Source organism: Pseudomonas sp. SWRI51 (assembly GCF_014268825.1).
In the GTDB taxonomy this organism is placed as follows: Bacteria; Pseudomonadota; Gammaproteobacteria; order Pseudomonadales; family Pseudomonadaceae; genus Aquipseudomonas; species Aquipseudomonas farsensis.
In genome coordinates this window covers 32,123-50,116 of the sequence record NZ_JABWRG010000005.1, presented here as the reverse complement: position 1 = coordinate 50,116, position 17,994 = coordinate 32,123, and the positions used below count along the sequence as shown (strand labels likewise).

The window sequence follows — 17,994 nt, the reverse complement described above, 5'->3', positions numbered from 1 at the left end:
ATACGGAGTGCCCCATGAAACACCTGTTCTTCGCCGCCAGCCTCGCATTGCTGAGCCTGCCGACCCTGGCTGACAGTTTCACCTTCGGTGAACCGGCGCCGGCGGCCAAGGCCACCCGCACCGTCGAGGTGCTGCTCAAGGACATCGCCTTCGAGCCGAAAAGCCTCCAGGTAAAAGCCGGTGAGACCGTGCGCTTTGTGCTGATCAACCAAGGGCAGTTGCCCCACGAGTTCAACCTGGGCGACAAGGCTATGCATGCCGAGCATCAGAAAGAAATGGTGGCCATGCAGGGCAAGCTGTTCACCGGCGCCATGCAACATGAAGGCATGGACCATAGCCAGATGAACCACGCAGAAGGCCATGGCCATGCGGGTGGCAACACGGTGCTGGTGCAGCCCGGCCAGCGCGCCGAGCTGACCTGGACCTTCAGCAAGTCGGCGCCGATCGAGTTTGCCTGCAACGTGCCAGGCCACTATCAGGCGGGCATGGTCGGGCCGCTGACCATCGAGTGACAGGTGCTCCAAGGCGGCGGGCAAAACCGGTAGACTAGGCGCAATTACGAACTTTCAGGTCAGTTTCCATGCATCCCGCCGCCGAACACTCCCCGCTGGGCAAGTCCAGCGAATACATCGCCACCTACTCCCCAGAGCTGCTGTTCCCCATCCCACGCCTGGCCAAGTGGGCCGAGCTGGGTGTGAGCGGTGATGCGCTGCCGTGGCAGGGCGTGGACTTCTGGAACTGCTTCGAGCTGTCCTGGCTGCTGCCTTCGGGCAAGCCGGTGGTGGCCATTGGCGAGTTCGCGATCCCGTGCGATTCGCCGAACATCATCGAGTCGAAGTCGTTCAAGCTGTACCTCAACTCGCTGAACCAGACCGTGTTCGCAGACGTGGCGCAGCTACAGGCGTGCTTGGTTAAAGACTTGTCTGGCGCTGCCGGCAAGCCAGTTGCGGTCAAGGTCAGCACCTTGGCCCAGGTGCAAGCCGAAGGCGTAACAGCATTGCCGGGTGTGTGCATTGACGGCCTGGATGTGAGCATCAGCAACTATGAGCAGCCGCAGCCTGAGTTGCTGCGTTGCGCGGCAGAGGGCGTGGTGCAGGAAACGGTGCACAGCCATTTGCTCAAGTCCAACTGCCCGGTTACCGGGCAGCCCGATTGGGGCAGCGTGGTGGTTGACTACAAAGGCCCGGCGCTGGACCACGCCAGCCTGCTGACCTACCTGATCAGTTTCCGCCAGCATGCCGACTTCCATGAACAGTGCGTCGAGCGTATTTACCTGGACTTGAAAACCTTGCTGCAGCCCGAGCACCTGACCGTGTATGCACGCTATGTGCGCCGTGGTGGCCTGGACATCAACCCTTACCGCAGCACTGCCCCGATCAGCCCGCAGAACCTGCGCCTGGTGCGCCAGTAATACTGCACGGGTAACGCAAGCAGGGCCGCTGTGCGGCCCGTTGCGGCGGTTGGCCTCAGATGCCCATGCTGTGCAGCGCGTTGGCGATGTTGCGCAGGGTTGCGGTCAGGTCTGGGTGTTCGGCTTCAAAGCGCTCGACAGCCAGGTTGACGCCGTCGACCAGGTTGTTGTCGGGCGTTGCTTCCTCGAGCTTCAGCTGCGCCTCGATCTGCCGGGCTTCTTCGTGCAGTTCGGCCACTTCTTGCTCGGAAAGCGGAACGTTGCGGTCGAGTTGAACGCGCAGGTCGTTCAGGCGTTCTTGCAGTTCGCGGGCAGGCATAGTTGTTACTCCATCAATGACTTGGCAAGGCATGGACCTCAGCGAAGCGGCAAAGGTTCTTGTCTGCCTTCAAGCGTAATCCACCTGCCGATGCTTTGCATGACTGGCATCAATGGCTGTGTTTCAGGGTTTCTCGCCTTTTTGCCGGCGCAAGGCAATGTCGGCCAGGCAGCCGTCGAGCGCCTCCAGGTGGCCGATCACCGAATGCACGCCTAGCTCGAACAGCGCCAGTGTGGCCTTGCCACGGGCCAGTTCCTGCTCTTGTGCGCTCAGCGCCTGCCATTGGCTGGCGCCGAGCTGGCAGGACGGGCTGCACGCCGCAAGGCCAACCGTCCATAGCCCGGCATTGCGGCCCGACTGCAACAGTAAAGGTTCGTCACTAACCAGCACGCAGCCTTCGATGCGCTGGGTTTGCAGCGCCATCAGCGCGTGCCAGCAGGCGTCCGGGGCCGGCCATTTGCAACCGTTGATCGGGTGGCCGGGCAGCCAGTCGGGCAGCGCTGCGCTCAGGCGCTTGCCTTGGGCGGCGTTGATGTCGTCGAGCCAGATGCATGGCACCTGCCGTTGCTGCAAGCTGGCAAGGGCATCCAGGGCGCCAGGGGCGGGCAGGGTGGTGTTTGCGCCAGCCTGAAGCAGGCAACCGCGCAGGCCAAACAGCACGGCGGTAACAGCGGGTGCATCGTGCATGGCCATTTCCCTTAAATACAGCACAGGTTAGCCAGCAATTGTTACCACCCGGTGACTGCAACAGCTGTTCACAAAATGTTGAGTAAACGTGTGGGACGCTATCAAACAGCGAGCAAGCCATTATACTGGCGCCACTACCGCAGCGCCCCCTGGTGCTGCTGACCTGAATAGCGATGGAGAAACATCATATGCGTATGCGTAGGACCGGCGTGATCGAACGATTCACCCAGGCCTGTGTCTGCGCCAGCCTGTTGCTGGCACCTGTTGCTGCCACCCAGGCGGCTACCGAGGATGACCCGTGGGAGTCGGTCAACCGTCCGATCTTCAGGTTCAACGACATTCTGGACACCTATGCCCTCAAGCCGCTGGCCCAGGGCTACCAGGCGGTGACTCCGCAGTTCGTCGAAGATGGCATTCACAACGTCTTCCGTAACCTGGGCGATGTCACCAACCTGGCCAACGACGTGTTGCAGCTCAAGCCGCGTGCGGCGGGCGTGGACACCGCGCGGCTGATCGTCAACACCACCTTCGGTATCGGCGGGTTGTTCGATGTGGGCACGCGCATGGGCCTGCAGCGCAACGACGAAGACTTCGGCCAGACCCTCGGCTACTGGGGCGTGCCAAGCGGGCCGTACGTGGTCATCCCGCTGCTCGGCCCAAGCTCGGTGCGTGACGGCCTGGCCAAGTACCCAGACAGCTACACCAAGGCTTACCGCTACATCGACCATGTGCCTACGCGCAATTCCATCCTGGCGCTGGACGTCGTCGACACCCGTGCCAGCCTGCTGTCGGCTGAGAAGCTGATGCAGGGTGACAAGTACATCTTCATCCGCAATGCCTACCTGCAGAACCGCGAGTTCAAGGTCAAGGATGGCGAAGTCGAAGACGACTTCTGATCACATGATGCAATTGGGGCCGCAATGCGGCCCCAATTTTTTGTATCAACAGGTACTTCACTTCAGTTGCAGGATACGCAGGCCGAATTTCTGCGCACCGCCCCGTTGATCGGCAATCCACACCACCTCGGTGGTGGCTTCCAGGCCCGAGAGCGCCGAAAACGCGGAGTCGATTTTAACCTCCAGCTTGTCACCGACCTGGAACCGCTTGGGTGCTTCCACCTGCATGCCGCTGCTGGAGAGGTCGATGCAGGTAGCACTGATCACCTCGCCTGCATGCACCAGGCTCACATCGGTATCGATCCGCATGCGGATGTAATCACGCTTTTCGCTGTAGTCACGTTGAGACATGCCTGAATCCTTTCCTCAGGTTGCGCTGGTCAGCTTTCTTATAACGCTGTGTGATTTGCCCTGTAAAGTGCAGGGGAGTCTACCTTGCCGTGCTTGAAACGCCAGGCGGATGGGAGTACCGTCAGCGCCTTACAGGGCACCTCACTATCTGTCGGGCCGGTCTCCTCGTCCAACAGCTCAGATAGCGAGTGGCTAGAGAGCATTCCAGTAGCCGTCTGTCGGTTAACCGCAGCCGCTACGCCAACCAAATCTGGCGCCGTTCGCCCACATGCAGAAAACCAGTGCAACGCTGCTGATTATCGATGACGACGACGTGGTACGTGCCAGCCTCGCCGCCTATCTGGAAGACAGCGGCTTCAGCGTCCTCCAGGCCGGCAACGGCCAGCAGGGGCTCCAGGTCTTCGAAGCGCACCAGCCCGACCTCGTGATCTGCGATCTGCGCATGCCGCAGATGGGTGGTCTCGAGCTCATTCGCCGTGTCAGCGAAGTCGCCCCGCAATTACCGGTGATCGTGGTCTCCGGTGCCGGGGTCATGAGCGATGCGGTCGAGGCCTTGCGCCTGGGGGCTGCCGATTACCTGATCAAGCCGCTGGAAGACCTCGCTGTGCTCGAACACTCGGTGCGCCGCGCGCTTGATCGTTCGCGCCTGGTGCTCGAAAACCAGCGCTACCGCGACAAGCTCGAAGCCGCCAACCGCGAGCTCGAAGCCAGCCTGCACCTGCTTCAGGAAGACCAGAACGCCGGGCGCCAGGTGCAGATGAACATGCTCCCGGAGAGCCCGCGTACGCTGGGCGAGTACGCCTTCGAGCACCAGATCATCCCGTCGCTGTACCTGTCGGGTGACTTTGCCGATTACTTCCGGGTAGACGAACGGCGTATCGCGTTCTACCTGGCGGACGTGTCCGGCCACGGTGCGTCGTCGGCGTTTGTCACCGTGCTGCTGAAGTTCATGACCACCCGGCTGCTGTTCGAATTCAAGCGCAACGGCAAGATGCGCGATTTCAAGCCCTCGGAAGTGCTCAGCCACATCAACCGTGGGCTGATCAACTGCAAGCTGGGCAAGCATGTGACCATGGTCGGCGGTGTCATCGACGAAGACACCGGCCTGCTCACCTATAGCGTGGGCGGCCATCTGCCGCTGCCGGTGCTGTATACCCCAGACAGTGTGCGCTACCTCGAAGGGCGCGGCCTGCCGGTGGGGCTCTTCGATGAGGCCAGCTACCAGGACCACGTGCTGGAACTGCCCCCGCAGTTCAGCCTGACCCTGATGTCTGATGGCATTTTGGACCTTTTGCCGGGGCCCACACTCAAAGATAAGGAAGCGTCCTTGCCGGAAATCGTCAAGGCCGCGGGGGGTAGCCTGGAGGGGCTGCGCCAACGATTCGGATTAGCTACGCTTGGGGAGATGCCGGATGATATCGCCCTATTGGTGTTGAGCAGGAACCTTGAATGACTACTGGTAGAATCCAGTTCGCCGAACAGAGCGGCACCTTCGTTCTGAAATTTGTCGGTGAAGTGCGCCTGACCCTGTGTTCGGCGTTGGATGCGACGATCGAGAAAATCTTCACTGCGTTGAATTTCTCGGCCATCGTCATCGACCTGACCGAAACCGAGAGCATCGACAGCACCACGCTAGGCCTGCTGGCCAAGCTATCGATCCTTTCGCGGCAAAAGGTTGGCCTGCTGCCGACCGTGGTCACCACCAACCCGGACATCTCGCGGCTGTTGCAGTCGATGGGTTTTGATCAGGTGTTCAACATCGTCGATCGCCCGATCCCGTGCCCTGAGTGCCTGACCGACCTGCCGTCGCAGGATCAGGATGAAGCGGTGGTGCGTTCCAAGGTGCTTGAAGCGCACAAGATCCTGATGGGCCTGAACGACTCCAACCGTGAAGCCTTTCACGACCTGGTAAACGCGCTCGAAAGAACTTGAGGCTGTTGGAGCTGTGGGAGCGGGCTTGCCCCGCGATGGCGCCAGCAGGCCTGGTTCAGTTGCATGGTCTGACGCCATCGCGGGGCAAGCCCGCTCCCACGTTTCCGGCAGGCCGGCCCACCTCTCAATCCCGAACAAACTCGGTAGCCGGCGCCCCATCGGCATTGAGCTGAAACACCCGCTCCGGCCGCCCCTGCTCATCAAAAAACACCTGCCCCAGCCCCGCGCTGTTCCACAGCCGTTCACCCGCCTTGCGATGGCTGGGCACCCTTGGCACCACCTCCATCTGCCGCCGCTTGGTAAACCAGTTCAACGGCGAACGCGGCGAATACAGCCAGCGGTTCAGGCGGTCGAGCACATCCAGCAGGCGCCGTGGAAACTCGTTCTTGATGCCGCTGCTGGTCACCTGCCACAGGTGCGGGCTTTGCTGGCGGTGGCGAATCAATACCTCGTAGACGAACGAGTAATGCACATCACCCGATAGCACCACGTAATGCCCTGGCGTGCGCGAGTGCCGCAAAATGTTCAGCACCACTTGCGCGGCACCGCGGTGTGCCATCCAGTTTTCCGCATCCACCAGCAGCGGGTAACCCAGCGCACTGAACACCCGCTGCACAGCCTCGATCAGCTTGACCCCAAAGATTGGCGCCGGTGACACGATGACCGCCGACGGATGGTCAAGCAGCGCCTGCTGCAGCTCACACAACGCCTCCCAATCCATCAGTCCCGACGGCTTGCCCAGGCTGCTTTCGCTGCGCCAGCGCCGCGTGCGGGTGTCCAGCACCAGCAACGGTGGGTTGCTCGGCACGGTGTACTGCCAGCCCTGAAAGCGCAGCAGTTCGCCAAGCAGCGCGTCGTGAGCCTGCGCGCCGCGTGCAAACTGCTCCCGATACGCCGCTACCAGCCCGGCGCAGGCATCGGGGTCGTTGCCCCAGCCCTGGCACAGCAGATACCCCAGCAGCGCATTACCGATGATCCGTCGCGAAAACGGATGCCCATAGGCCGTTTGCTCCCACTGCGCCGACAGGTTCCAGTCGTCGGTGACGTCGTGGTCGTCGAAGATCATCAGGCAGGGCAGGTGGGCCATGACCCGCGCGACTTGCCCAAGCCCATCGCGAAAGCCCTCCACCAGCGGCAGCTCCTTGCGGTAGCGCGCTTGATCTTCATCATTGAGCCCGGCAGGCATGTGCATGCCCACCAGCGCCCACGGCTGCGGCGACCACACCAACAGGTACATCGCCATGATTTCGGCGAAGGTCACCAAATGGTTGTCGGCGTTACTCGACGAAAAGATCGGCTTGCGCTTGCCGCCGAAAAAGCGCTCGCGCAGCGTCTCGTTGCCTTCTTGCGCCGGCAACAGGTCGGCCCGGTGGTAATAGCTGGCCGGGTGGCCGTACAGCTCGGCGCCAGTGTTTACCAAGGCGCCGTCCAGCGCCTCGTCAAACAGCCCCAGGCGCTCGATCAGCTCATGGATGGCCCGCAGCGTGGGCCCGGCAACATCATCGGCGTAGACCTGGTCGCCGGTCATCAGCAACACCGCTGGCCGCTCGGCAGGCAACGGGCCCGCCGCCAGCAGTCGGTCGGCACACAGCAGGCCGTCGGCAGCGGCATGGTGCGGCTTGCGGCATGAGCCGTGCAGCAACTGGTCCATACGCGCCCGTAGCACAAAGCTGGGCCTGCTAGCGCCGGGGTAGAGCAGGTGCGGTGCCCAGTCGGCGATACCTTGGCCGTTTTCCAGAAGCAAGTCGTAGCTCAGTTGCACATCGCAGGGCAGTGGCTGGTCGAAGCGGATGTCCAGCAGGTGAATAAACGCATGCTGGCCTACCGCGAGGGTTTCGCAGTGCAGGGTAGGGGTGACGCCTGTGCAATCAAGCATGAATTCAAACGGCAACGCCTGCGAGCCCACTAGCCAGATCGCCAGGCGTTGTGGCTCCAGGCGGCGCAGCACAGGGCCTGCGAGCACGAGGGGGAGTGCAGTGGTGGGGGTCATCAGGGCGGGGCCTTAAGCAGGTGTGGCAGCGGCTAAGCGCGCCAGCAAACGAAAAACGGGCGGAGAATGCTCGGCATTCCCCGCCCGTCGATCAATCGCAATGTGTATCAGGCTTTTGCAGCCATCACCGCTTCGAGTTTTTCCTGGTCACGGGCGAACTGGCGGATGCCTTCCGCCAGCTTCTCGGTGGCCATGGCGTCCTCGTTCATCGCCCAGCGGAACTGAGCTTCGTTCAGTTGCTGCCTGGCCTCACCGCTATTGCCCGGCGTGAGGATGCGCGGCAGCTCGCCTTGGTCTTCAGACAACTGCTGCAACAGCTCTGGGCTGATGGTCAGGCGGTCGCAACCGGCCAATTGCTCGATTTGGCCAATGTTGCGGAAGCTCGCGCCCATGACCACCGTCTTGTAGCCATTGGTTTTGTAGTAGTCGTAGATGCGCGTAACCGACTGCACGCCCGGGTCATCGGCGCCGACATAATCAGTGCCCGTGCTCTTCTTGTACCAGTCGTAGATACGGCCCACGAACGGCGAGATCAGGAACACGCCAGCATCGGCGCACGCCTGCGCCTGGGCGAAGGAGAACAGCAGCGTGAGGTTGGTCTGGATGCCTTCCTTTTCCAGCTTCTCGGCCGCGCGAATACCTTCCCAGGTTGAAGCCAGCTTGATCAGCACGCGGTCACGGCCAACGCCGGCAGCCTCGTACAGCGCGATCAGTTGGCGGGCTTTGCTCAGCAACGCCGGCTCATCGAACGACAACCGCGCGTCTACCTCGGTGGAGATGCGCCCCGGAATCACCTTCAGAATGCCCGTGCCCACGGCTACCGAAAACTTGTCGCAGGCAAGGTCGACATTACCCTTGGCATCGCTTTTGACCTGCTTGAGCAGGTCGGCGTAACCGGTAATGGCAGCGGCCTTGAGCAGCAGCGACGGGTTAGTGGTAGCGTCCACCGGCTTGAGGCGGGTGATGGCGTCCAGATCGCCGGTATCGGCGACCACGGTGGTGAACTGCTTGAGTTGTTCCAGCTTGGAAGTCATGGCGTGCTCTGTCCTGTGCAATGGCTCGACATTACCCGAGCCCCGGCGGCCACTCAAGGCCTGCACAAAGTGATCGGGCAAGCCCCCGCGGGTGCATTCGCTCGTTTGCGCAAAGCATGAGCAGGCTCGCCCCGCGAAAGGCTGCGTTAAAGGCTAACCCTTCGAGTCAAAACCGCCCCCCAGGTTCCATCAACGCCCTTGCAGCAGCTCAGCCGCCTGGTCCAGCACCGCAAGCGGCGTGTCAGTCTTGTGAATATCCGCCGACAGCAACTGGCGGAACCGTCGCGCGCCCGGAAACCCTTGGCCCAGGCCAAGAATATGCCGAGTGACATGGTGCATGGCGCCGCCGCTTTCGATATGCGCAACGATATAAGGCCGCAGCTTGGCCAACGCCTCGGCGCGGCCGATGACGGGCGCTGTGCTACCAAACAACTGCTGGTCGACCTCGGCCAGCAGGTACGGGTTGTGGTACGCCTCACGCCCCAGCATCACCCCATCGAAGGTCTGCAGGTGGGTGCGGCATTCCTCGAGCGTCTTGATGCCGCCGTTGAGCACCAGCTCAAGGTCGGGGAAATCCGCTTTCAGTTGCGCGGCCACGTCATAGCGCAGCGGCGGAATCTCGCGGTTTTCCTTCGGCGAGAGCCCTTCCAGAATGGCGATGCGCGCATGCACGGTAAAGCTGCTGCAGCCCGCGTCGCGCACTCGGCCGACGAAATCGCACAGCTCGGCGTAGCTGTCGCGGCCATTGATGCCGATGCGGTGCTTGACCGTGACCTCGATGCCCACCGCGTCCTGCATGGCCTTGACGCAATCGGCCACCAGCGCCGGATGCCCCATCAGGCAGGCGCCGATCATGTTGTTCTGCACCCGGTCGCTGGGGCAGCCAACGTTGAGGTTGACCTCGTCGTAACCCGCTTGCTCGGCAAGCTTGGCGCAGGCTGCCAGGTCGGCTGGGACACTGCCGCCTAGTTGCAGGGCTAGCGGGTGCTCGGAGACGTCGTGGCGCAGGAAACGTTGGGCGTCGTTATGCAGCAGGGCGCCGGTGGTGACCATTTCGGTGTAGAGCAGGGCGTTTTTTGATAGTAGGCGCAGGAAGAAGCGGCAGTGGCGGTCGGTCCAGTCCATCATCGGTGCAACGCTGAAGCGGCGGGATGGCGCAGGGCGCGTGGAGCCTGGTATTAAGCTTGGTTTTGCTGTGATTTCGTTCAACGTGTTTCGCACCGATTTTCGGGGGTTTTGGGGCGTTTTTACCAAGCGCTTGGTACAATGTACCAATCGACTAACGACGTGTACCAATTTCCTATGGCAACGATCAGACCGCGCAAGAAAGCCGATGGCACCATCAGCTACACCGCTCAGATTCGCATCAACCGCGACAAGGTCACAGTCTACCAAGAGAGCCAGACGTTCGCCCGTAAACAGGCCGCCGTAGCCTGGGCGAAGCGACGAGAGACTGAGCTGGCAGAACCTGGTGCGATCGAGCGTGCCAGTCGTGTGGGGCACAAGGTCAAGGACATGATCGACCGCTACCTGGTCGAGGCCGAAAAAGCCCGGCCGCTCGGAGAAACCAAGCGACGCACCCTGGAAGCCATCAAGCGAAGCCCGCTTGGTGAACGGGTCGATTCCGATATTTCCCAGCAGGTGCTCGTGGACTATGCGCTTTGGCGTATGAGCCCCGAGGGAGGAGGGATCAAGCCCCAGACGGCTGGCAACGACATGGCGCACCTGGGCTCGGTTCTATCGTTGGCTAGGGCGGCTTGGGGTTATGAGATCAATCCCCAGGCGATGGCTGATGCACGATTGGTCTTGAAGCAGTTTGGGTACAACCTCAAGAGCCGCGAGCGGGATCGGCGCCCGACACTGGATGAGCTCGACCTGGTGCTCGAACACTTCTTCGAGATGCTGCAGCGCAGGCCGACAGTCATCCACATGCCCAAGGTTGTCGCTTTTGCCATCTACTCGACGCGGCGGATGGATGAAATCACCCGCATTCGATGGGAAGACTTGGATGAGCACCGGCAGGCGGTGAAGGTCCGCGACATGAAAAACCCCGGCCAGAAGATCGGCAATGACGTTTGGTGCCATTTGCCAGATGAGGCCTGGCAGATCGTGCACAGTATGCCGCGCGAGTGCCCGGAGATCTTCCCCTACAACACCGACTCAGTTGGTACCGCCTGGGCGAAGGCGTGCAGGTTGAAGGGTATTGAGGATCTGCACTTCCACGATCTACGCCACGAGGGCGTGAGCCGGTTGTTCGAAATGGACTGGGATATCCCGAGGGTATCAAGTGTTTCAGGTCATCGTGACTGGAATTCGTTGCGGCGATACACACATTTGAGAGGGCGTGGAGATCGATATGCGGAGTGGAGTTGGTTTGAGCGGATCATCCAAGCTCCCGTCACGCTGGGCGCTCGGGCTGGGCAACCGGCTGGGAAAGCGCAAAGTCACTTTCGACAATCGCCATGATCTGCTCTGCCCTAAACGTCTAATTGGATCTAAGCATGTTGGGCAGCAGAGGCCGCTTTCGACCCCATAGCTGCCCTACTTTCAAGGCAGCAATCGGCCAGAAGCGGACATTTGATGCGCCCAATAATGAGAGCGCGAGTTAGATAACAGTCTTTGGCGGGCCGTAGGCGGCCATTCAACTCCCGGGCTGAAGATCTGACCCATGCTCCTGCGAAGCGGGCATTTATGCCTGCTTTTACGCAAAATTTACGGAAGACCGAGGTTGAGCATAGGATACTGCACGGCTCTCATTTCGTAGGCTAACCGTATGTCTCTCGCAGCAATGCGGCTTGTCGGCTTCATCTTGGGCGTTTTCCTGATCACTCTGGCAGTAACCATGGTTATTCCCATGGTTACGTTGGTAGTGTATGAGCGAGTCGATGAGCTCGGCGCCTTTCTGTGGTCGAGCCTGATTACGTTGGTCTGTGGGCTGGCGCTTATTGGGCGCAGGCATCCAGAAACATCCCAGCTGCGCCCAAGGGATATGTATTTCTTGACAACGGCGAGCTGGGTTGTGGTTTGCGCCTTTGCAGCTCTACCGATGGTGTTCATCCACCACATCAGTTACACCGACGCGTTTTTTGAAACGATGTCAGGGATCACAACGACAGGCTCGACCGTCCTCACTGGCTTGGATACCGCATCTCCCGGCCTTCTGATATGGCGCTCCATGCTTCACTGGTTGGGAGGCATAGGCTTCATCGGCATGGCTGTCGCTATCCTTCCGATGTTGCGAGTCGGTGGCATGCGCCTGTTCCAGACAGAGTCTTCTGACTGGTCGGAGAAAGTTACGCCGCGATCCCATGTGGCAGCCAAATACATCCTTGCACTCTACCTGGGACTCACGGGTGCTGGAGCACTAGCACTCTGGTTCGCTGGAATGACACCGTTCGAAGCGATCAACCACGCAATGTCGTTGATTTCTACGGGTGGATTCTCAACGTCGGATACCTCACTCGGGCATTGGACGCAGCCTGCGATTCATTGGGTTGCAGTGGTCGTCATGATCTTGGGTAGCCTGCCCTTCACCTTATACGTCGCGACATTGCGCGGTAATCGGCGTGCGTTACTGATGGATCACCAAGTACGCGGGTTTCTCGGGTTCTTGACTGTCACTTCGCTGGCTGTGGGTACGTGGTTATGCTTTCACAGCGAATACGACTGGTGGGACGCCGTTCGGATCGTGGCGGTCAACGTGACTTCCGTCGTGACGACCACCGGAATTGCGGTCGGTGACTACACACTGTGGGGGAGTTTTGCCGTTCTGTTGTTCTTCTACCTAACCTTTGTCGGAGGGTGTTCAGGCTCGACGGCTGGCGGTCTTAAAATCTTCCGCTTCCAAGTGGCTGCCGTCCTGCTCGTCAGTAACTTGAAGCAACTGATTCATCCACGCGCGGTCATTCAGAAAAAATACAATGGACACCCCATTGACGAGGAGATCGTGCGTTCGCTTTTGACTTTCTCGTTTTTCTTCACCATCACCATTGCCCTGATTGCGCTAGGACTGGCGCTGATCGGGCTGGACTGGACGACTGCTCTGAGTGGTGCCGCCACTGCTGTGTGCAACGTTGGGCCAGGCGTGGGCACAATTATCGGACCTGCCGGCAACTTCTCATCATTACCTGATGCAGCAAAGTGGCTGCTGACCGTTGGTATGCTCCTGGGACGGCTGGAAATCCTGACGGTGCTAGTGATGGTAACCCCGGTGTTCTGGAGGTATTAGCTGCCCACTGCAAAGGGCAGCTATGGGTCGATAGCGGTCGCTTGCGAATGACCGCTATCGACCCATAGCAGACCTTCGTCATGTGCTGCATACGGTCATAGGGAGGTTTAATACAAAAATGAGTTTAAATGAGCTTACGCTGAGAGATAATCGTCGACTGACTCAACAGTGCAATAACCGAACTCAAAGGCTGCCATTAGCGCTGCATGTACGTGGGCGGCAGGTACAGCCACTCCGCGAAATGTCAGATCCAGCGTGGTGCAGGCGTCATGCAGCACAGTGACCGTATACCCCATGTCTACGGCAGCGCGAACTACGGCATCAATGCACATGTGGCTCATCGCACCTATGACCACGATTTCATCGACGTTAGCGGCTTCCAACTGCTGCTTCAGATCAGTTTCCCTGAAGGCATTAATGTGTTTTTTTACGATTACAGATTCATTACCTTGTGGAGCTACATCGGGTTGGATTTCCGCACCAGCCGACCCCTTTGCAAAGATTGGAGCGCCTTCAGCGGACTCATGCCGTACGTGAAAAACAGGAAATCCCGTATCACGGGCGTGGCTGATCACCCGGATTGCATTCTCGACAATGGTGTCAACGCCGGTCAAAGGCAGCTTGCCAGTGGGTAGGTATTCGTTTTGCAGGTCAACTACAACGAGGGCTCGCTTCATGAAGAATCTCCAGTCAAATTATCAATGAACTGATGTAGAAGGCCGAGATTTCGTGGGCAGGTAATCCAGCGTCATCTACGGCCCAATTGATTAGTACCCCATCGAAGTGCCGTCTTCCGGAATATCGACTTGGCTTTCGATACCGTGCTTCGTGATGTAGGTACGCAACTGCTCACGGGACAGGGACATATGGTTGATTGCGTCCATGTGCACGGCGACAATTTTCGCGTCTTTGGCAGTTTTTGAGGCGCGCAATACATCTTCCTCGCCCATGATGATTGAACCCTTGTACCCGGTCATCATTGCCTTGCCGGCATTAAGTACGATGATTTGTGGATGATATTTTTCGATGGTCTGATCCACCTCTTTACGCCAGACAGTATCGCCAGCGAGGTAAAGGGTCTTGTAGCCTGGCGCTTCGAAAACCACACCCATGGCCTCTCCTAGCGGCTTAGCGAGTGCGGGCACCGCATACATTTCATCTGTGCCATGTTGACCACCAGTTTTGGTAATTTTGACTCCGCCGAATTCAGCTTCATTAGTCAACACGCGCACATTTTTGAAACCTTGGGAGCGAATTAGCTGCGCGTCTTCTTCATGCTGAGCGAACAGAGGGATGTCCTTAGGTAGTGCTTTCTGCGCAGCATCATCCCAGTGGTCGAGATGCGTATGAGTGACGATGACAGCGTCGACACCAGAGATCACTTTTTCCGGCGACTCGATGAGGTCAACCAGTGGATTGCGCAGGTTGCTACGGTAGGTATTTTCAAATCCCGGATATGCGCCCTTTTTTGCAAGCATCGGGTCTATCAAAAATGTCGTCCCGCCATAGGTGATTTTTGCCGTTGCGTTACGCACTTGCTCAAAAGCCACTTTATGAGATGCGTCAGGCGCTGCGGAGGCGGCTGTAGCTGCGAAGGCCGGCGAAGTGACAGCGATGCTGATGGCAAAAGCCAGAGCTCTATATTTCATCAAATTAATCCTGTTGATTCATTAAGGACACCATTTTTGCCTAACGCTGGCGTGTCAAACAGTGGCCTGAATGACATATTCCGATATAATTGGGCCAAATGATGGGCATTATCGGTGGAAGCTGATGGTGGTCGGCGCGCCCTTTCCATCCGTGACAACGCGATCAGCGTGTGCGGTCGTCCATAACTCCTGTGTGCGATAGGCTTGAGCGATACAGGGTGAATCTGAGGCTGACAGATGCAATCCATACGTGTTGCTGTTCTAGCGTTCAATGGCGTAAGCCTGTTCCATCTATCTGTGCCGGGCGTCGTGCTAGGTGCAGCGCGAGCCGCGCCTGATGAGCCTCTTTACGAGATCAATTACTGTGCTGAGGTGCCGGGACTGGTGAGCAGTGACCAAGGCATCGCGCTGGCGGTAACCCACGGCCTGGAACTGATGGAGGGGTCTGATGTAATTGTCATTCCAGCGTGGGGCGATCAATCGGTCACTGCATCTGCACAGCTAATGAGGGCGCTGCAGGTCGCCAATTCCAAAGGCAAGCTGATAGTAGGGTTATGCTTGGGCGCATTTGTGCTCGGCGATGCCGGACTACTTGATGGGAAAGAGGCAACGACTCACTGGATGGCCCGTGACGAGTTTGCGCGACGTTTCCCTGAGGTTCATTTTCGGCCTGAGGTGCTCTATGTAGGTGATGGCAATATAATGACCTCCGCCGGAACCGTGGCGGCAATCGATTGTTGCCTACATCTCATACGCCAGCGGCTCGGTGCTGATGTGGCGAATCGCACCGCTAAGATGCTGGTGACACCGCCGCATAGGCAGGGAGGCCAAGCTCAGTACGTAGAGCATCCTGTGCCGCAGCTACCTAGCGAGACTCATTTCTCTGATGTACTAGCGTGGGCTCGCATCAATCTGGCCGATGATTTGTCGCTCGACGTCATGGCAGACATGGCGAAAACGAGTAGGCGCACCTTTACTCGTCGGTTTAAGGAGACCACCGGCACTACCGTGTCCAAATGGTTGAGCGCTGAACGCGTTGCCAGAGCGCAGGAGTTATTAGAAAAGACTGACCTACCGATTGAATGCATCGCGAGTGAAGTAGGTTTTGGAACGCCCCTATCTTTAAGAAAACAATTTGGCGCTCATCTGGGCACATCGCCATCTGATTATCGGAAGATGTTTTGTCTCGGAATGAAGCCAAAAACTGACTAAGTGGCCACCATATTCCTAAGTGAATCTCGCCCAGTTTTGTCGGCAGTTAGTGTCCTCACGCAGCTTACTGAGCCCCCTAGTGATCAATGGCGCGGGCGGCCGATTGCAGGCCAAAGCCAGAGGCCGCTATGGGTCGATAGCGGTCGCTTGCGAATGACCGCTATCGACCCATAGCTGCCTTTCGCGAAGGTCAGATATCGGCCATAAGGCCACGCGCAAGTGGCTAGGTCGTTTGTCGGCATCAGCCCAAATACTTATGCCGCTGTAGCGTAGATGCTTCAAGGGGCTGCCCGAAGCGTCTTGTTCAACTGTGCGCACTCTTTACGCGCAGCATCCCGTTGCTGATCCAAGTAAAGAGCAAGATCGGCAATGTGGATGCCTCGCGCGCTTTTCTGGCTTGATTCCAGTCGGGTGATGGGGAGGTTGATCTGGCCGGCCAGAACCTTCCGCTGAAACATATCCGGCGTTAGGTGGGTGAAGTAGTCAGTGCATACACGATCAATCGAGATGATTGCCACGCCGTTGTACTGTGCCATCAGCATAAATGCCGTGTTCATGCCAGGCCCTCCTGCCGTTGCAGCTGCGGTTCACCACTCACAAATTCTTGATGAAGGGCTGCGGTGGCCTGGTGTTGTTCCCCTAGCCACTCGTTTTGGACTCGGTTTCGGCCCAAGGCATAGGCTTGGTCCTGCAGCAAGGATGTGTCATCTGGCCCGCCAGAGTCGGTTAGTTGCAATAAGTCGCAATGCCATTTCGTGATCGCCGCCATGTCATCGGGGTGGATCTTGGAATTGAGGTCGGGCTTGTCGAGGCTGCGGCGAGGCGCTGCACCGCCGCAGGGGACGCCGGAGAGCAGGATGTTGCTGTCGGGCTTACAGCCCTCGGCGTTGACCTGGCGGTGGCGCTCGGTCTCGGTTATCAAGCCCAGCACCGTCGCGGGCGGTACTGCCATGCCGTAGTCATTCAGGGCCACGGCATCGTATTGGTTGGCGGCAGCCGCGGTGGCGAGGGCTTTCAGTTTGATGAGGTCCATGTTCATGCCGTAGTCCTCCGGCTGAAGATGAAGCCAGCTGCCTGGCGGATCTTCGAGCACTGGTCGTGGTTGCCCTTCACGCGGGCCTTGTTGCAGACATCGCAAATGGATGACATCGCAGGGCGTGTCATGGGTTGCACGCCTTGGCGCGTCCGTGTGGTCGGGGTGTAGGTCTGTGCACTAGTCACAGCGAATACCTCTCGTGGGCGCGGCGTGCATTTGGGCTCAGGGCCAGGTGCTGGTAGCCGGTGTAGTTGTTAACACTCGGTAACGTGCCTCTCGCGGCGTTAACGGGTGTTGGCAGGTGCAGCTGGATCAGGGCGGCGACGAGCGCGCAGGCCAAGATAAGGCAGACCATCTGCCAGGTGCGGGTGGGGTTATGCACGTTTGCGCTCCCTCTTGATCTGCATGGCGACCTGCTTACTCGCCAGCTCGAACAGTTCGGCGAAGGACACTGGCGCGATCGACTGCTCGCCGTTGCGCACGGCGTCCAGGCGATTGCGATACAGCCCGGCCGGGCCGAGCCAGGCGACGGCGTTGTGCTCGGCGTTCGACACAGGGCAGTCGTGAGCTTCTGGGACGGGGCCTTCGTGGTGTCGCCTGCACTTCCTGCAGTGATATTGACCGCCAGCGTCGCCCTCACTCATGTACCAATCATGGCGATGCGTGCTCATGCGTGGCATTGGCTTGGTCATGCTGCAACCCCCGTGGTTGCAGCGCTGGCCGGCGTGGTGCGCAGTTGGGCGTGGATGCGTTTGGCAAGCTCGTCAACCGCTTCAGCCTGGGCGCCTGCTCGTGCAGCTTGGAGCTCCGATTTCAGCGCGGTGAGAGTGCGCTGGGCAAGGCGTAGGGTGTCGGCAGCGCCAACCAGCTTGTCGTGGTCGGCCCTGGTCGCCGCGAGCCCGGTGTAGGACATGATCCGCGCTTCTAGCTCGGCGATGCAGGCCTTGAGGCCTGCAATTTTGGCTTGGCGGGCGTCCAGCTGCTCTGCGCAATTCCGCTGGACGTCTTCAAGCTCTGTGCGCAGCGCTTGCTGATCTCGTTTCGCTTCCTGCAGCTGCAGTTTCAGCGTGTGCTGGTGAGCGAGCTTGCCGTCTGCAAAGCCCCGTTCGTAGGCGAGATGGCGCGCTTTCGCGAAGAGGTACGGCATGACGATGAGTGTAAGCAGCCAGAGGATGCCGGCGGCGAGTGCGTACTGGTGCGGTTGCATGTGCTGTGCTCCAAAAATGCCCGACGCCGGGGTAAGTGAGAG

21 protein-coding genes are annotated in these 17,994 nt (G+C 59.3%); 8 read left to right on the top strand and 13 right to left on the bottom strand.

The annotated features are described in order from the left end of the window. Positions 1-14: 14 nt before the first annotated feature. Both HU720_RS03280 and queF read left to right on the top strand, forming a co-directional pair. The gene (locus HU720_RS03280) at positions 15-512 is read left to right on the top strand and encodes a cupredoxin family protein (RefSeq protein WP_186517204.1); all 498 of its coding nucleotides are present in this window, start codon (positions 15-17) and stop codon (positions 510-512) included. A gap of 68 nt (positions 513-580) precedes the next feature. Continuing rightward, on the top strand, positions 581-1,411 hold the full coding sequence (gene queF, locus HU720_RS03275; RefSeq protein ID WP_186517202.1) for an NADPH-dependent 7-cyano-7-deazaguanine reductase QueF: 831 nt from the start codon (positions 581-583) through the stop codon (positions 1,409-1,411). 55 nt (positions 1,412-1,466) lie between these two features. Here the strand turns inward: queF and HU720_RS03270 are convergent, their stop codons facing one another. Both HU720_RS03270 and HU720_RS03265 read right to left on the bottom strand, forming a co-directional pair. Beyond that, positions 1,467-1,730, bottom strand: a complete 264-nt coding sequence (locus tag HU720_RS03270) for a DUF4404 family protein (protein WP_186517200.1) — start codon at positions 1,728-1,730, stop codon at positions 1,467-1,469. A gap of 123 nt (positions 1,731-1,853) precedes the next feature. Next, positions 1,854-2,417, bottom strand: coding sequence for a phosphonoacetaldehyde phosphonohydrolase-related protein (locus tag HU720_RS03265; RefSeq protein ID WP_186517198.1), 564 nt, complete (start codon positions 2,415-2,417; stop codon positions 1,854-1,856). 188 nt (positions 2,418-2,605) lie between these two features. On the opposite strand from HU720_RS03265, the gene HU720_RS03260 reads away from it, so the two are divergent. Further along, complete coding sequence (locus HU720_RS03260; RefSeq protein ID WP_186517196.1) at positions 2,606-3,313, top strand: VacJ family lipoprotein; 708 nt, start codon at positions 2,606-2,608, stop codon at positions 3,311-3,313. A 57-nt stretch (positions 3,314-3,370) separates the two neighbouring features. Here the strand turns inward: HU720_RS03260 and HU720_RS03255 are convergent, their stop codons facing one another. Beyond that, positions 3,371-3,664, bottom strand: coding sequence for a PilZ domain-containing protein (locus HU720_RS03255; RefSeq protein WP_186517194.1), 294 nt, complete (start codon positions 3,662-3,664; stop codon positions 3,371-3,373). 268 nt (positions 3,665-3,932) lie between these two features. Here HU720_RS03255 and rssB point away from each other — a divergent pair, with 268 nt between their 5' ends. Beyond that, a complete protein-coding gene (gene rssB, locus HU720_RS03250) occupies positions 3,933-5,117 on the top strand; it encodes a two-component system response regulator RssB (RefSeq protein WP_186517192.1) in 1,185 nt (394 codons plus the stop codon). Continuing rightward, positions 5,114-5,596 carry an anti-sigma factor antagonist RssC gene (gene rssC / locus HU720_RS03245; RefSeq protein WP_186517190.1) on the top strand — a complete coding sequence of 161 codons (483 nt, stop codon included), beginning with the start codon at positions 5,114-5,116 and terminating at the stop codon, positions 5,594-5,596. The genes rssB and rssC overlap by 4 nt, the downstream gene beginning before the upstream one ends. A gap of 124 nt (positions 5,597-5,720) precedes the next feature. Here the strand turns inward: rssC and HU720_RS03240 are convergent, their stop codons facing one another. The 3 genes from HU720_RS03240 to dusA all read right to left on the bottom strand — a co-directional run bounded on the left by HU720_RS03240 (position 5,721) and on the right by dusA (position 9,799). Further along, positions 5,721-7,586, bottom strand: a complete 1,866-nt coding sequence (locus tag HU720_RS03240) for an alkaline phosphatase D family protein (RefSeq protein ID WP_186517188.1) — start codon at positions 7,584-7,586, stop codon at positions 5,721-5,723. A gap of 107 nt (positions 7,587-7,693) precedes the next feature. Further along, positions 7,694-8,620: a transaldolase gene (tal, locus tag HU720_RS03235; RefSeq protein ID WP_186517186.1), complete on the bottom strand. Its 927-nt coding sequence runs from the start codon at positions 8,618-8,620 to the stop codon at positions 7,694-7,696. Between the two features lie 189 nt (positions 8,621-8,809). After that, positions 8,810-9,799, bottom strand: a complete 990-nt coding sequence (dusA, locus tag HU720_RS03230; RefSeq protein WP_346656551.1) for a tRNA dihydrouridine(20/20a) synthase DusA — start codon at positions 9,797-9,799, stop codon at positions 8,810-8,812. Positions 9,800-9,922: 123 nt separating this feature from the next. Here dusA and HU720_RS03225 point away from each other — a divergent pair, with 123 nt between their 5' ends. Both HU720_RS03225 and HU720_RS03220 read left to right on the top strand, forming a co-directional pair. Further along, complete coding sequence (locus HU720_RS03225) at positions 9,923-11,086, top strand: site-specific integrase (RefSeq protein WP_186517312.1); 1,164 nt, start codon at positions 9,923-9,925, stop codon at positions 11,084-11,086. 307 nt (positions 11,087-11,393) lie between these two features. Further along, positions 11,394-12,848, top strand: coding sequence for a TrkH family potassium uptake protein (locus HU720_RS03220; RefSeq protein ID WP_186517184.1), 1,455 nt, complete (start codon positions 11,394-11,396; stop codon positions 12,846-12,848). 134 nt (positions 12,849-12,982) lie between these two features. On the opposite strand, the gene HU720_RS03215 is transcribed toward HU720_RS03220, so the two are convergent. Further along, positions 12,983-13,525, bottom strand: coding sequence for a cysteine hydrolase family protein (locus HU720_RS03215; protein WP_186517182.1), 543 nt, complete (start codon positions 13,523-13,525; stop codon positions 12,983-12,985). A gap of 90 nt (positions 13,526-13,615) precedes the next feature. Beyond that, on the bottom strand, positions 13,616-14,497 hold the full coding sequence (locus tag HU720_RS03210) for an MBL fold metallo-hydrolase (protein ID WP_186517180.1): 882 nt from the start codon (positions 14,495-14,497) through the stop codon (positions 13,616-13,618). A gap of 237 nt (positions 14,498-14,734) precedes the next feature. On the opposite strand from HU720_RS03210, the gene HU720_RS03205 reads away from it, so the two are divergent. Next, positions 14,735-15,709, top strand: coding sequence for a helix-turn-helix domain-containing protein (locus tag HU720_RS03205; RefSeq protein WP_186517178.1), 975 nt, complete (start codon positions 14,735-14,737; stop codon positions 15,707-15,709). A gap of 278 nt (positions 15,710-15,987) precedes the next feature. Here HU720_RS03205 and HU720_RS03200 read toward each other — a convergent pair whose 3' ends face one another. The 5 genes from HU720_RS03200 to HU720_RS03180 all read right to left on the bottom strand — a co-directional run bounded on the left by HU720_RS03200 (position 15,988) and on the right by HU720_RS03180 (position 17,952). Next, positions 15,988-16,266 carry a pyocin activator PrtN family protein gene (locus tag HU720_RS03200; protein WP_186517177.1) on the bottom strand — a complete coding sequence of 93 codons (279 nt, stop codon included), beginning with the start codon at positions 16,264-16,266 and terminating at the stop codon, positions 15,988-15,990. Next, positions 16,263-16,748, bottom strand: coding sequence for a hypothetical protein (locus tag HU720_RS03195; RefSeq protein ID WP_186517176.1), 486 nt, complete (start codon positions 16,746-16,748; stop codon positions 16,263-16,265). The genes HU720_RS03200 and HU720_RS03195 overlap by 4 nt, the downstream gene beginning before the upstream one ends. Before the next feature lie 178 nt (positions 16,749-16,926). After that, positions 16,927-17,127, bottom strand: coding sequence for a hypothetical protein (locus HU720_RS03190; protein ID WP_186517175.1), 201 nt, complete (start codon positions 17,125-17,127; stop codon positions 16,927-16,929). Then, positions 17,120-17,299 (bottom strand): hypothetical protein, encoded by a 180-nt coding sequence (locus HU720_RS03185; RefSeq protein WP_186517174.1) that lies wholly within the window; start codon positions 17,297-17,299, stop codon positions 17,120-17,122. The genes HU720_RS03190 and HU720_RS03185 overlap by 8 nt, the downstream gene beginning before the upstream one ends. A 134-nt stretch (positions 17,300-17,433) precedes the next feature. Further along, positions 17,434-17,952: a hypothetical protein gene (locus HU720_RS03180; protein ID WP_186517173.1), complete on the bottom strand. Its 519-nt coding sequence runs from the start codon at positions 17,950-17,952 to the stop codon at positions 17,434-17,436. Between the last annotated feature and the right edge of the window lie 42 nt (positions 17,953-17,994).

What these genes read in the sequence shown, in the direction of transcription:
- rssB (WP_186517192.1), top strand. Translation starts at nt 3,933, where the DNA reads ATGCAGAAAACCAGTGCAACGCTGCTGATTATCGATGACGACGACGTG.
- HU720_RS03195 (WP_186517176.1), bottom strand. Translation starts at nt 16,748, where the DNA reads ATGAACATGGACCTCATCAAACTGAAAGCCCTCGCCACCGCGGCTGCC.
- queF (WP_186517202.1), top strand. Translation starts at nt 581, where the DNA reads ATGCATCCCGCCGCCGAACACTCCCCGCTGGGCAAGTCCAGCGAATAC.
- HU720_RS03205 (WP_186517178.1), top strand. Translation starts at nt 14,735, where the DNA reads ATGCAATCCATACGTGTTGCTGTTCTAGCGTTCAATGGCGTAAGCCTG.
- HU720_RS03220 (WP_186517184.1), top strand. Translation starts at nt 11,394, where the DNA reads ATGTCTCTCGCAGCAATGCGGCTTGTCGGCTTCATCTTGGGCGTTTTC.
- HU720_RS03210 (WP_186517180.1), bottom strand. Translation starts at nt 14,497, where the DNA reads ATGAAATATAGAGCTCTGGCTTTTGCCATCAGCATCGCTGTCACTTCG.
- HU720_RS03255 (WP_186517194.1), bottom strand. Translation starts at nt 3,664, where the DNA reads ATGTCTCAACGTGACTACAGCGAAAAGCGTGATTACATCCGCATGCGG.
- HU720_RS03225 (WP_186517312.1), top strand. Translation starts at nt 9,923, where the DNA reads ATGGCAACGATCAGACCGCGCAAGAAAGCCGATGGCACCATCAGCTAC.
- HU720_RS03260 (WP_186517196.1), top strand. Translation starts at nt 2,606, where the DNA reads ATGCGTATGCGTAGGACCGGCGTGATCGAACGATTCACCCAGGCCTGT.
- tal (WP_186517186.1), bottom strand. Translation starts at nt 8,620, where the DNA reads ATGACTTCCAAGCTGGAACAACTCAAGCAGTTCACCACCGTGGTCGCC.
- rssC (WP_186517190.1), top strand. Translation starts at nt 5,114, where the DNA reads ATGACTACTGGTAGAATCCAGTTCGCCGAACAGAGCGGCACCTTCGTT.
- HU720_RS03270 (WP_186517200.1), bottom strand. Translation starts at nt 1,730, where the DNA reads ATGCCTGCCCGCGAACTGCAAGAACGCCTGAACGACCTGCGCGTTCAA.
- HU720_RS03215 (WP_186517182.1), bottom strand. Translation starts at nt 13,525, where the DNA reads ATGAAGCGAGCCCTCGTTGTAGTTGACCTGCAAAACGAATACCTACCC.
- HU720_RS03240 (WP_186517188.1), bottom strand. Translation starts at nt 7,586, where the DNA reads ATGACCCCCACCACTGCACTCCCCCTCGTGCTCGCAGGCCCTGTGCTG.
- HU720_RS03180 (WP_186517173.1), bottom strand. Translation starts at nt 17,952, where the DNA reads ATGCAACCGCACCAGTACGCACTCGCCGCCGGCATCCTCTGGCTGCTT.
- HU720_RS03280 (WP_186517204.1), top strand. Translation starts at nt 15, where the DNA reads ATGAAACACCTGTTCTTCGCCGCCAGCCTCGCATTGCTGAGCCTGCCG.
- HU720_RS03265 (WP_186517198.1), bottom strand. Translation starts at nt 2,417, where the DNA reads ATGCACGATGCACCCGCTGTTACCGCCGTGCTGTTTGGCCTGCGCGGT.
- HU720_RS03200 (WP_186517177.1), bottom strand. Translation starts at nt 16,266, where the DNA reads ATGAACACGGCATTTATGCTGATGGCACAGTACAACGGCGTGGCAATC.